Source organism: Streptomyces sp. NPDC104096, from assembly GCF_055584385.1.
This window is the reverse complement of the sequence record NZ_JBVJMD010000073.1, coordinates 20,194-32,134: the sequence shown is the minus strand read 5'-3', so window position 1 is coordinate 32,134 and position 11,941 is coordinate 20,194. Positions and strand designations below refer to the sequence as shown.

Annotated in this window: 11 protein-coding genes; 10 read left to right on the top strand and 1 reads right to left on the bottom strand. The window is 70.7% G+C overall.

Features of this window, described 5'->3' with window-relative positions:
* The first annotated feature begins 742 nt into the window (after positions 1–742).
* The 6 genes from ACZ60B_RS38630 to ACZ60B_RS38605 are packed head-to-tail and all read left to right on the top strand — an operon-like array spanning position 743 to position 6,485.
* Entirely contained in the window at positions 743–1,510 is a 768-nt protein-coding gene (locus tag ACZ60B_RS38630) for a crotonase/enoyl-CoA hydratase family protein (RefSeq protein WP_469395715.1), read from the top strand.
* Complete coding sequence (locus ACZ60B_RS38625; RefSeq protein ID WP_469395713.1) at positions 1,507–2,652, top strand: CaiB/BaiF CoA transferase family protein; 1,146 nt, start codon at positions 1,507–1,509, stop codon at positions 2,650–2,652. The genes ACZ60B_RS38630 and ACZ60B_RS38625 overlap by 4 nt, the downstream gene beginning before the upstream one ends.
* Positions 2,649–4,319 carry a class I adenylate-forming enzyme family protein gene (locus ACZ60B_RS38620; protein ID WP_469395711.1) on the top strand — a complete coding sequence of 557 codons (1,671 nt, stop codon included), beginning with the start codon at positions 2,649–2,651 and terminating at the stop codon, positions 4,317–4,319. The genes ACZ60B_RS38625 and ACZ60B_RS38620 overlap by 4 nt, the downstream gene beginning before the upstream one ends.
* 29 nt (positions 4,320–4,348) lie before the next feature.
* Positions 4,349–4,735, top strand: coding sequence for a Zn-ribbon domain-containing OB-fold protein (locus tag ACZ60B_RS38615; RefSeq protein ID WP_469395708.1), 387 nt, complete (start codon positions 4,349–4,351; stop codon positions 4,733–4,735).
* Positions 4,732–5,598, top strand: coding sequence for an HpcH/HpaI aldolase/citrate lyase family protein (locus tag ACZ60B_RS38610; RefSeq protein ID WP_469395706.1), 867 nt, complete (start codon positions 4,732–4,734; stop codon positions 5,596–5,598). The genes ACZ60B_RS38615 and ACZ60B_RS38610 overlap by 4 nt, the downstream gene beginning before the upstream one ends.
* Before the next feature lie 8 nt (positions 5,599–5,606).
* Positions 5,607–6,485: an acyl-CoA thioesterase gene (locus ACZ60B_RS38605; RefSeq protein ID WP_469395704.1), complete on the top strand. Its 879-nt coding sequence runs from the start codon at positions 5,607–5,609 to the stop codon at positions 6,483–6,485.
* 83 nt (positions 6,486–6,568) lie between these two features.
* Here ACZ60B_RS38605 and ACZ60B_RS38600 read toward each other — a convergent pair whose 3' ends face one another.
* The gene (locus ACZ60B_RS38600) at positions 6,569–7,417 is read right to left on the bottom strand and encodes an SDR family oxidoreductase (protein ID WP_469395702.1); all 849 of its coding nucleotides are present in this window, start codon (positions 7,415–7,417) and stop codon (positions 6,569–6,571) included.
* Positions 7,418–7,603: 186 nt separating this feature from the next.
* On the opposite strand from ACZ60B_RS38600, the gene ACZ60B_RS38595 reads away from it, so the two are divergent.
* Genes ACZ60B_RS38595 through ACZ60B_RS38580 form a run of 4 tightly spaced genes read left to right on the top strand, consistent with a single transcriptional unit; the run spans position 7,604 to position 11,938 of the window.
* Positions 7,604–8,761 carry an acyl-CoA dehydrogenase family protein gene (locus tag ACZ60B_RS38595; protein ID WP_469395700.1) on the top strand — a complete coding sequence of 386 codons (1,158 nt, stop codon included), beginning with the start codon at positions 7,604–7,606 and terminating at the stop codon, positions 8,759–8,761.
* A gap of 40 nt (positions 8,762–8,801) precedes the next feature.
* On the top strand, positions 8,802–9,560 hold the full coding sequence (locus tag ACZ60B_RS38590) for a 3-hydroxyacyl-CoA dehydrogenase (RefSeq protein ID WP_469395698.1): 759 nt from the start codon (positions 8,802–8,804) through the stop codon (positions 9,558–9,560).
* Between the two features lie 34 nt (positions 9,561–9,594).
* Positions 9,595–10,755 (top strand): thiolase family protein, encoded by a 1,161-nt coding sequence (locus ACZ60B_RS38585; RefSeq protein ID WP_469395696.1) that lies wholly within the window; start codon positions 9,595–9,597, stop codon positions 10,753–10,755.
* A gap of 28 nt (positions 10,756–10,783) precedes the next feature.
* A complete protein-coding gene (locus tag ACZ60B_RS38580) occupies positions 10,784–11,938 on the top strand; it encodes an acyl-CoA dehydrogenase family protein (protein ID WP_469395693.1) in 1,155 nt (384 codons plus the stop codon).
* The last annotated feature ends 3 nt before the right edge of the window (positions 11,939–11,941 follow it).

Genomic DNA, 11,941 nt, shown 5'->3' with positions numbered 1-11,941 from the left:
CCCCGATCTTCGACCTGGTCGACTACGGCGTCGTCGGCGACCTGTTCGACGTCGTCCCCCAGCTCACCGACGAGGTCAAGACCCGCAAGGGCTGACCTCTCCCAGGATCCATACGGGGCACACGCATGCGCACTGTGCCCTGCGGCCACCTTCGCCGAGCACCCAAGCTCGGCGAAGGTGCGGCACGGTGGAGCTGGTGTCGAAGTTCAGTCGTCGGTCGATCCGCTCCCGCCGTGCTCTCTGCCGAATTCGGACCGGCTCCTCGGCGACGTCTCCCACCGGCCCGTCTCTGCGCGGTGTGTCTCGGCAGTGGCCGAAGACGGCGTGGTGACCATCAGCCCACGCCACGGGGACGTCACGGCCGACGGGGCGGCAATCAAGGGCCGGCTGCCGTGCGGGGCCGTGAGGAAAGGAGCCGACCCCGCCGGTCCTGTCACTCGGGCAGCAACCGGTGCCGATGTCTCCCACCCGGTCGTTGCGACTTCGGCTGGCCGGAGTCGGTGGTCATGTTCCCCCGGAATCCTGTACCGAGGCGGCAGCGCATTCGCCCCGCCAGGGCTCGATCGGCCGAGCTGAACCGGCAAGGGGTCGGCTTGTGGCCCGCTGCACCTGATCGCCCGAGCCCGGATGCGCGGCGGATCACAGCGGGCGGAGGGTGGACAGGGGAGCCGTCACCTCGTAGCTTAACGAATGTTCGACAAAGACGGTGATCGTCCTTCGTGATCAGAGCTGGGAGCCACGCATGTCCGACGCAGTACTTGCCGAATTCCGCGACGACGGGATCACCGTCATCACGCTCAACCGCCCCGAGGCCCGCAACGCGGTGAACCGCGCCGTCGCCGAAGGGGTCGCCGCCGCGCTCGACGAGCTCGACCGCAGGGACGACCAGGTCGTCGGTGTCATCACCGGAGCGGGGGGCACGTTCTGCTCGGGCATGGACCTCAAGGCGTTTCTCGCCGGGGAGCGGCCGGTCGTCGAGGGGCGGGGGCTCGCGGGAATCACGGAGGCGCCGCCCCGCAAGCCGATGATCGCCGCCGTCGAGGGGTACGCCCTGGCCGGCGGCTGCGAGATCGTGCTCGCCTGCGACATGGTCGTCGCCGCCGACGACGCACGTTTCGGGATACCCGAGGTCAAGCGCGGTCTCGTGGCCGCCGCAGGCGGACTGCTGCGCCTGCCGCGCCGCATCCCGCAGCAGATCGCCATGGAGATCGCCCTGACCGGCGACTTCCTCGACGCGAGCCGCGCCCATGGCTTCGGGCTCGTCAACCGGCTCACCGAGCCCGGCCGTGCGCTGCACGAGGCGCTCGAGCTGGCGCGGGCCATCGCAGCCAACGGACCCCTCGCCGTACGCGCCACCAAGCAGATCCTCACCGAGGCCCGCAGCTGGGACGTCGACGAGGAGTGGACGCGCATGCGGGAGATCACCACCCCCGTGTTCGGCTCCGACGACGCCAAGGAAGGTCCCCGCGCGTTCGCGGAGAAGCGCGCGCCGCGCTGGACCGGACGGTGAACGCCGGACCGCTGGCCGGAGTGCGCGTCGTCGAACTGGGCGGACTCGGCCCCGGACCGTTCTGCGGGATGCTGCTCGCCGACCTCGGCGCCGAGGTGATCCGGGTCGACCGGCCCGCCGAGGCGGGCCGGGCGACCCGGCATCCCGTCCTCCACCGCAGCCGCACCTCCATCGCCGTCGACCTCAAGCATCCCGAGGGTGCCGAAGCCGTACGGAGGCTGATCGCGGGTGCCGACGCCGTCATCGAGGGGTTCAGGCCCGGCGCCGTGGAGCGTCTCGGCCTCGGGCCCGACGTGTGCCTCGCCGCCAACCCGAAGCTCGTCTACGGGCGGATGACGGGTTGGGGCCAGGACGGGCCGCTCGCGCAGGAACCCGGCCATGACATCAACTACATCGCTCTGGCAGGCGCGTTGCACGCCATCGCACCCGCCGGCGGCGACCCCGTTCCACCGGTCAACCTCGTCGGCGACTTCGGCGGCGGCGGCATGCTGCTCGCCCTCGGGCTCGTCAGCGCGCTCCTGCACGCGCGCACGACGGGCGAGGGGCAGGTCGTCGACGCGGCCATGACCGACGGCACCGCCCTGCTGCTCTCCATGACGTACGGCTTCCTGGCACAGGGCGCCTGGGAGGACAGGCCCGGGGTGAACCTCCTGGACGGGGGTGCGCCCTTCTACGCCGTCTACCGGTGCGCGGACGGCGGACACGTCGCGGTCGGGGCGATCGAGCCGCAGTTCTACGCCGCACTGCTGGACGTTCTCGGACTCCGGGACGACGAACGGTTCGCGCGGCAGAGGGACCACGCGACCTGGCCGGTCATGAGGGCCGTGCTGGAGGAGGCGTTCGCCTCGCGTACGCGGGACGATTGGAGCGTCGCCTTCGAGGGGAAGGGCGCGTGCGTCACGCCTGTGCTGTCGCTCACCGAAGCCGCGGAGCATCCGCACAACACCGCCCGCGGCACCCACCGCCGCGGTGTCCACGGGGGACACGAACCCGCGCCCGCTCCCAGGTTCAGCGCCACCCCCGCCGGCGAGCCGGTCCCCGCGCCCGTCATCGGGGCACACACGGTCGACGTGCTCAGGGCCGTGGCCGGTTTCACCGATGACGAGGTCGACACACTGCGCGAGAAGGGGATCGTCGGATGAAGCGGTACGTGCCCGAAGGAATGCCCGAGAGCCTCACCTACCCGCACGCGTCCGTCGGTGACCTGCTCGCCGGTTCGGCCCGCAGGTACGCCCGTCGGATCGCGCTGAAGGACGGCGAACTCACCCTCACCTACCGGGAGCTGCACGACCAGGCCTCCCGCGTCGCAGCCGGACTGCGGGAGCGGGGCGTGCGGCCCGGCGAGACCGTGGCCCTGCACCAGCCGAACTCCGCATGGTTCACGGTGACGTACTACGGCGTACTGCTGGCGGGCGCGGTCGTCACGCCGGTCAACCCGGCCCTGCCCCCCAAGGCACTGCGCGACCAGCTCCAGGAAGCAGGCGCGGTGGCCGTGTTCACGCACCCCCAGACCCGTGCCGTCCTGGAAGAGGCCGAAGTGCCGGGCATCCGGCTGGTCGTCCTGGTCCCGCCGACGCAGGCGGCGCCCGCCCCGGACGGCGCCGACCCGAGCGGCACCCGGCTGGAGGCGCTGCTGGCCTCCGAGCCGTGGACACCCGTCGCCCTGTCCGGCGACGACCTGGCCCACCTCTCCTTCACCGGCGGAACCACGGGCCGCTCCAAGGCCGTGCGGGTGCTGCACCGCAACGTCGTCGCCAACGTCCTGCAGATGGCCTGCTGGCGGGGCGCCGCCCGGCCCGTCGTCGACGAAGAGGGGCGCGTGCACCTGGAGCAGATCCCGGAGGCGCAGACCCCGTACACGATCAAGGTCGGATCATCGACGGGCGTCGCGCTCGCGCCGATGTTCCACGCCATGGGTCTCATCAGCCAGTCCGTGAGCATGGTCACGGGGACGAGCGTCGTCCTGGCGGGGCGGTTCGAGCCGCAGCGGTTCGTCCGGCTCATCGAGCAGCACCGGGTGAACATGATCCCGGGTTCGCCCGCCCTGTTCCACGCCCTGCTCGCGCTGCCCGGCATCGAGGACGTCGATCTGACCTCGGTCCAGATCGTCAATTCCGGAGCGGCGCCCATCGACAGCCATGCCCTGCACCGGCTCGGCGAGCTGTTCCCCAACGCGTGCATCGTCGAGGGATACGGACTGACCGAGGCCACCATGGCCCTCACCACCCACCCGATGCTCCGGGACAGCCCCGTGCCGGTCGGCAGTGTCGGCGCGCCGCTCTTCGACACCGACATCGAGATCAGAGGGCTGGGCTGCGGCCCCGTCGTGCCCCTGGGCGAGACCGGTGAGGTGTGGGCACGTGGCCCGCAGATCACCGACGGTTACCAGGGGCACCAGGACCTGACCGACGAGCAGTACCAGGACGGCTGGCTGCGCACCGGCGACCTGGGGCGCCTGGACGAGGAGGGCTGGCTCCATCTGGTCGGCCGGGCCAAGGACATGCTGATCTACAAGGGGTACAACGTGTACCCGACACCCCTTGAGGACCTTCTCCACGAACACCCGGCCGTCGAGGGCGCGAGCGTCATCGGTGCCCCGAGCGCCGAAGCCGGCGAGATCCCGGTCGCGTACGTCGTCACCCGCCCCGGGTACGAGGTCGGTCCCCTACTCGCGGAACAACTCATGGAGTTCGTGGCTGCGCGCGTCGCCCCCTACCAGCGGGTGCGCGAGATCCACTTCCTCGACGCCCTGCCGCTCTCCACGGCGGGCAAGGTCCTCAAGACGGAGCTGCGACAGCGTCACGCCTGACGCGCGGCTTCGAGAAAGGCTGTACCACCATGTACGTGCGAACCGTCCAGCACGAGCAGAGAATCGGCCCGCCCACGACCGTCACGGAGCTGCGCTACCAGCGCTGCACCTGGTGCTCGACGGTTGTCTTCCGCACCGTGCTGCTCTGTCCCACCTGCGCATCCACCGAACTGCGCTGGTCGCGCAGCCCCGGTCACGGCACGGTCTCCAGCGTCGTCGAGGTGCGACGCAAGGGGCAGCGCCCGAGGATCGTCTCCGTCGTGGAACTGACGGACGGCGTGCGCATGCGCTGCCTCGTCGAGGGGATGTCCGCCTGCGGGGTCCCCCCGTTCGGGGCGTCCGTGTCGATCGTCGAGGTCGCACCCGACGGCATCCCCGTCTTCCGTCTCGATCCCGTGAGGAGTGAACGCTGGTGAGCGGGCCGGTGCGGCGCGTGCCGCGGTCCTTGTTGTCTGTCCCCGGCAGCAGCGAGCGGTTTCTCGCAAAGGCGCGCAATGTGCCCGCGGACGGTATCGCGTTCGACCTGGAGGACTCCGTCGCGGCCGCCGACAAGGCGACCGCACGACGTCTCGTCGCCGGCAGCCTCGCGGATTTCCCGTCGCAGGGGCGGATGCTGTGGGTGCGTCCCAACGCGCTCGACTCCGGGCTCCTGGAGGCGGACCTGGACGCCGTGGTAGGTCCGGGTCTGCACGGACTGCATCTGCCGAAGGTCGACGACGCCGAGACGCTGGTCCGGGTGGGCCACTACCTGGACTACCTGGAATCGGTACGAGCCCTGGACGCCGGCTCGGTGCGGCTCATGGCGTGGATCGAGTCGGCGGCCGGTCTCGCCGACGTCGAGCGTATCTGCCGGGCATCACCCCGGCTCGACGCGGTCTCGCTCGGATCCGAGGACTACACCGCGTCCCTCGGCGTGCCCCGTACGCGCGACGGGCGGGAGCTGTCGTACGCACGGGCCCGTATCGCCAACGCCGCGGCGGCCGCCGGGATCGGTGCGCTCGACGGACCGGAGGCCGACTACCGTGACATCGAACTCTTCGAGGCACAGGCCGAGTCGGCGCGGAGCGTAGGCTTCGCAGGGAAGTTCTGCATTCACCCAGGGCAGGTGGACGCCGCCCATCGCGTGTTCGCCCCCGGCGACGCCGAGTTGGTCTGGGCCCGCAGCGTGCGCGACGCGTTCGAGGAGGCCGGCGCAGGAGTGGTGACCGTGGCCGGAATGATGGTGGACCGGCCCGTCTACCTGCGGGCCTTGAGGACACTGGGAGTGATGCAAGGGTGACCGGGACCGTGGCCGGCGATTCGACAGCGCCGGACGAGGAGGAAGCCGCCCCGCTCTGCCCCGGTCCCCTGGGCAAAGGCGAGCACATCTCCGTGCAGGAGGTGGAAGGGGCGGACGACGGCACCGTCGAGGGGTACTGCCACCCCGGTCGAGCTCCCTCCCGCAGCTACGGCGGCGCCGCCCTCGCCCAGGCGCTCGCCGCCGCCTGCCGCACCGTCGACGACGACCGCGCGGCTCACTCGCTGCACGCGTATTTCCTGCGTGCTCTGTCGCCCCGGCGGCCCGTCCGCTATGCCACCGACGTCGTGCGCGACGGCCGCAGCTACTCCATGCGGCAGACCACCGCCGTCCAGGACGGCAAGGAGGCGCTCACCATGAGCGTGTCCTTCAAGTCGGCCCAGGGAGACGGGAGCTGGCGGCAGCCGCAGATGCCGGACGTACCGGATCCGGAGCGGCTCGGTGACGGCTGGGCCTTCCGGCCGACGGACCATCCGCTGCGTACCGCCCTGGAGTACCGGGAGGTGCCCCGGGAGGTCCCGCACCCCGGAACCGGGCGCATCGACCGCTACGCATGGATACGCACCGTCGGGACGCTCCCCGACGACCCGGCCCTGCACGCCTGCGTCCTCGCCTACATCTCCGACGCCCCGCTCGCCCCGACGGCCCTGGTGCCCTACGGCGAGCCCCGCCCCGTCGGTGTAGCCCTCGCCTCGCTCGACCACGCCATGTGGTTCCACCGTCCGGTCCGCCCCGACCGATGGCTGCTGTACGCGTGCCGCAGCACGGTCGCCGGGGACGGGCGCACCATGGCACACGGAGAGTTCTGGACGCGCGACGGCGACCTGGTCGCCTCGGTCGCGCAGGAGGCGCTCCTGCGCGTGCGCTGAACGGCCCGGACCCGAGAAACCCCTGCTCCACGAGGTCACCTCCGTAGGGCAGGGGTTTTCTGGCGCCAGAGTGGCGGAAGCGTCTAGAGGAAGATGTCGGTCCGCAGTGCCGCGTCGCTGTCCGGGTCCGCGCGGTACGCCGCGAAGTCGGTGACGCCCTCCCCGCGCAGCACCTCCTCGTCGATCAGGCAGTGCCCGGTCGTGTCCCCCGCCGGCCGGGTGAGCACGGCGTGGGCGGCGTCCGCCATGATCTGCGGGGTCCGGCTGACCCGCGCCGCCTCGTCGGCTCCGCGGAGGTTGACGGTGGCGGCCGTCGCGACGGTGGTCGCCGGCCACAGGCAGTTGGCGGACAGACGTTCGTCACGATGCTGTTCGGCGATGCCGAGGGTGAGCATCGTCATGCCGTACTTGCTGACGGTGTACGGGGCGTGGTCGCGCAGCCAGCGCCGCTCGGGGTTCAGCGGCGGCGACAGGGTCAGGACGTGCGCGTGGTCGGAGGCGCGCAGGTGCGGCAGGGCGAGGGAGCTCAGCAGGAACGTGCCGCGCACGTTCACGTCCATCATGAGGTCGTAGCGCTTGAGGGGGAGTTCGCCCGGGTTCTGCAGGGTGATGGCCGAGGCGTTGTTCACCACGATGTCGATGCCGCCGAACCGTTCGACGGTCGCCGCCACGGCTTGCTGTACGTCGTCCTCGTCCCGTACGTCCCCGACGATCGGCAGGGCCTTGCCGCCGGCCTCCTCGATCTCGGCCGCGGCCGTGTGCACGGTTCCGGGGAGCCGGGGGTGCGGGGTGTCCGTCTTGGCGAGCAGTGCGACGTTGGCGCCGTCGCGGGCGGCGCGCAGGGCGAGGGCCAGGCCGATGCCGCGGCTGCCGCCGGACATCAGGAGCGTGCGGCCGGTCAACGGGAGGTGTCCTGAGGTGGACGAGGTCATGGGCGGGTCCTCTCTGGGGCGGGGTGGCCGCAGGATGCGGCGCGGGGCGTGAAGCAGGTCACCTCGTCGTTGTCTCCCTGGACAGGGTCTGCCGCACGGGCATAACTTAACGATCGTTCGAACTAAACGTCTACGGCGCACACCACATCCGATCGGGCGTCGTGGATCACAGAAGGAGAGGTCGCCGTGCGCCGTACGCTGTTCAACGAGGATCACGAGGCGTTCCGTCAGACGCTGCGGGACTTCATCGCCAAGGAGGTCGTCCCGGTCCACCACGAGTGGGAGGAGGCCGGTCACCCGCCGCGCGACTTCTACCGCAAGCTCGGCGAGCTGGGCCTGCTCGGCATCCAGGTGCCCGAGGAGTTCGGCGGCGGGGGAGAGACCAGCTTCAAGTTCTCCGCCATCGCCGCGGAGGAGACCTCGCGGGCCGGCGTCTCGTTCGGCAACTACTCGGTGCACGCCAACCTGATCCTGCCGTACCTGCTGGCGTACGCCACGCAGGAGCAGAAGGAGCGCTGGCTGCCAGGGTTCGCCACCGGTGACCTGATGACGGCCATCGCCATGACGGAGCCGGGTACCGGCTCCGACCTCGCCAATATCCAGACCAAGGCCGAACTGTCCGCCGACGGCACGCACTACGTGCTCAACGGTGCCAAGACGTTCATCACCGGCGGGGCCCTCGCCGACCTGGTCCTCGTCGTCGCCCGTACGACGGCCTTCGACCCGGCCGACCGGCGCGCCGGCCTGTCGATCCTGGTCGTGGAATCGGCGAGCGAGGGCTTCTCGGTGGGCCGCAAGCTCCAGAAGATCGGACTGAAGGCATCCGACACCGCCGAGCTGTCCTTCGCGGACGTGAAGGTCCCGGTGGCGAACCTGCTCGGCGAGGAGGGGAAGGGTTTCACGTACCTCTCCCACAACCTGGCCCAGGAGCGGCTCGCCATCGCCATCGGCGGTGCCGCCACGGCCGCGGCCGCACTGCGGTTCGCGACCCAGTACGTCAAGGACCGCACCGTCTTCGGCAAGCCCGTCGCCCACTTCCAGAACACCAAGTTCGTCCTCGCCGAGTGCGCCACCGATGTCGAAGCCGCGCAGCTGATGGCCGACCGGGCCCTCGAACTGCACGACGCCGGTGAGCTGTCGGTGCCCGACGCGGCGAAGGCGAAGCTGTTCTGCACCGAGGCCGCGGGCCGCGTCATCGACAAGTGCCTCCAGCTGCACGGCGGTTACGGCTACGTCACCGAGTACCCGATCGCCCGCCTGTACGCGGACACCCGCGTCTCCAGGATCTACGGCGGCACCAGCGAAGTGATGAAGACGATCATCGCCAAGTCACTCGGTCTCTGAGCCCCAGCCCCGAACCCAGCCCGCCCAGAAGGGATCTGTCATGCAGATCGATGCCCGCTCCTCCGCCCTGGTCACCGGTGGCGCCTCCGGTCTCGGCCGCGCCACCGCCGAGCGACTGGCCGCGGCCGGCGCCCGTGTCGTCATCTTCGACCTGCCCACGTCCGACGGCGTCGCCGTCGCCAAGGAGATGGGCGCGACCTTCGTGCCCGGTGACGTCACCGGCGAGGCCGACGTCAGCGCGGCCATCGCCGCGGCCACCGCGCTCGCCCCGCTGCGGATCACCGTCAACTGCGCGGGCATCGGCGGCGCGGGCCGCACCGTCGGCAAGGAAGGCCCGTACGACCTGGACAAGTTCCGCAAGGTGGTCGAGGTCAACCTGATCGGCACCTTCAACGTGATCCGCCTCGCCGCGCAGGCGATGGGTGACAACGAGCCGGTCGACGGCGACCGCGGCGTCATCGTCAACACCGCCTCCGTCGCCGCCTTCGACGGACAGATCGGGCAGTGCTCGTACTCCGCGTCGAAGGCCGGCATCGTCGGTATGACCCTGCCGATCGCCCGCGACCTGGCCCGCACGAACATCCGCGTGATGACCATCGCCCCCGGACTGTTCGAGACGCCGCTGCTCGGCCGCCTTCCGCAGGAGGCGAAGGACTCGCTCGGCGCCCAGGTGCCGCACCCCTCACGGCTCGGGCAGCCCACCGAATACGCGCTGCTCGCCGAGTCCATCATCGTCAACCCGATGCTGAACGGCGAGACGATCCGCCTCGACGGCGCGATCCGCATGGCTCCTCGCTAGGCCCCGCCCCCCTTACTCATCAAAGGAGTTCAGTATGCGCGACGCGGTAATCGTCGATGCCGTACGCACCCCCGTCGGCAAGGGCAAGCCGGGCGGCGCCCTGTCCGGCATCCACCCGGTCGACCTCTCCGCCCATGTCCTCAAAGCCCTCGCCGAGCGCACCGGCCTCGACCCGGTGACCGTCGACGACGTGATCTGGGGCTGTGTCTCCCAGGTCGGCGAGCAGGCCGGCGGCGTCGGCCGGTACTCGGTCCTCGCCGCCGGCTGGCCCGAGTCCGTGCCCGGTCTGACCGTCGACCGGCAGTGCGGCTCCTCGCAGCAGGCCGTGCACCAGGCAGCCGCCGGAGTCATCTCCGGGCAGTACGACATCGCCGTCGCGGGCGGCGTCGAGTCCATGTCCCGCGTCCCGATGGGATCGACCCGGGCGGGCGGAGTGGTCGGAGCCCCGTACGGGCCGCTGGTCGGTGAGCGCTACGACCACTACAAGTTCAACCAGGGCGTCGGCGCCGAGATGATCGCCGAGGAGTTCGGGCTCACCCGCGACGAACTCGACCAGCACGCCGCCGACTCCCACGAGCGTGCCGCCCGCGCCATCGACGAGGGCCGTTTCAAGGGCCAGATCACCCCGGTCACCCTCGCCGACGGCACCGTCTTCGACACCGACGAGGGCGTACGCCGGGGCACCACGCCCGAGAAGCTCGCTGCCCTGAAGACCCCGTTCAAGGAGAACGGCGTCATCTCCGCGGGCAACGCCTCGCAGATCTCCGACGGTGCCGCCGCACTGCTCGTCACCACGTCCGAGATCGCCGAGCGGAACGGCTGGACGCCGATCGCCCGCTTCCACACCGGCATCGTCACCGGAGTCGACCCGATCACCATGCTCAAGGGCCCGATTCCCGCCACGGCCAAGGTGCTGGAACGCTCGGGCCTGGCACTGGACGAGATCGGCGCGTACGAGATCAACGAAGCCTTCGCCTCCGTCTCCCTGGCCTGGCAGCGGCAGACCGGCGCCGACTACCTGCGGATGAACCCCAACGGTGGTGCCATGGCGCTCGGGCACCCGCTGGGCGGTTCCGGCGCCCGCCTGATGACGACGCTGGTGCACCACATGAAGGACAACGGCATCCGCTACGGCCTGCAGTCGATGTGCGAGGGCGGCGGCATGGCCAACGCCACCGTCCTCGAACTGCTCTGACACACCTCACGGAAGGACCAAGGACACCATGGACGCCGCCGACTTCAAAGCGGTACGGGACGCCGTGCGTCGTCTCGTGCGCGAGGACGTGGTCCCGCGCGAGGACGAGATCGAGGAGACCGACGCGATACCGGAGGACATCCGGCGCAAGGCGGCGGACATGGGTCTGTTCGGGTACACGCTGCCCGAGGAGCACGGAGGGCTCGGGGCCTCCCTGTACGAGGACGTGCAGCTGGCCTTCGAGTTCGGCTGGACCACACCCGCGTTCCGGTCCATGTTCGGCACGAACAACGGCATCGCCGGCAAGGTCCTCGTCAACGCGGGCACGGAGGAGCAGCAGCGGCACTGGCTGCCCCGGCTCGCCGAGGGCGCCGTCGCCTCGTTCGCGCTGACCGAGGCCGAGGCGGGCTCCGACCCGTCCGGTCTGACCACGCGCGCGGTGCGCGACGGTGACGGGTACGTGCTGAACGGCTCGAAGCGGTTCATCACCAACGCCCCGCTCGCGGACCTGTTCGTCGTCTTCGCGCGGACGGGTGAGGAGTCGTACGGGACGAAGGGAATCTCGGTCTTCCTCGTCGAGGCCGGGCTGCCGGGTGTCACCGTCGGCCCCAAGGACCACAAGACCGGTCAGGCCGGCGCCTGGACCGCCGAGGTGTTCTTCGACGACGTACGCGTGGACAGGGCGTCGCTGGTCGGCGGCGAGGAGGGCGCCGGGTTCGGCGCCGCCATGAAGTCGCTGATCCGCGGCCGTATCCACATCGCCGCGCTGTGCGTCGGCATGGCCGAGCGGATCCTGGAGGAGTCCGTCGCGTACGCCGCCTCCAGCAAGCAGGGCGGCCGTCCCATCGGTGAGTTCCAGCTGGTGCAGGCCATGCTCGCCGAGATCCAGACCGGCGTGCTGGCCGGCCGGGCCATGGTCCTGGACGCCGCCGAGAAGTACGACTCCGGCGAGGACCGCAGACTCAGGCCCTCCGCCACCAAGCTGTACTGCTCCGAGATGGTGTCCAGGGCCGCGGACCTCGCCGTGCAGATCCACGGCGGCATGGGTTACATGCGCGGAACCGTCGTCGAACGCTGCTACCGCGACGCGCGGCTGTTCCGCATCTACGAGGGCACCAGCGAGATCCAGAAGCTGATCATCGGCCGCGCCCTCCTCAAGGACGCTCAGAAAGGTGTGAAGTAGCCG

Coding starts and splice junctions, on each gene's coding strand:
- ACZ60B_RS38630 (WP_469395715.1), top strand. CDS start 743: ATGTCCGACGCAGTACTTGCCGAATTCCGCGACGACGGGATCACCGTC.
- ACZ60B_RS38580 (WP_469395693.1), top strand. CDS start 10,784: ATGGACGCCGCCGACTTCAAAGCGGTACGGGACGCCGTGCGTCGTCTC.
- ACZ60B_RS38620 (WP_469395711.1), top strand. CDS start 2,649: ATGAAGCGGTACGTGCCCGAAGGAATGCCCGAGAGCCTCACCTACCCG.
- ACZ60B_RS38585 (WP_469395696.1), top strand. CDS start 9,595: ATGCGCGACGCGGTAATCGTCGATGCCGTACGCACCCCCGTCGGCAAG.
- ACZ60B_RS38590 (WP_469395698.1), top strand. CDS start 8,802: ATGCAGATCGATGCCCGCTCCTCCGCCCTGGTCACCGGTGGCGCCTCC.
- ACZ60B_RS38600 (WP_469395702.1), bottom strand. CDS start 7,417: ATGACCTCGTCCACCTCAGGACACCTCCCGTTGACCGGCCGCACGCTC.
- ACZ60B_RS38615 (WP_469395708.1), top strand. CDS start 4,349: ATGTACGTGCGAACCGTCCAGCACGAGCAGAGAATCGGCCCGCCCACG.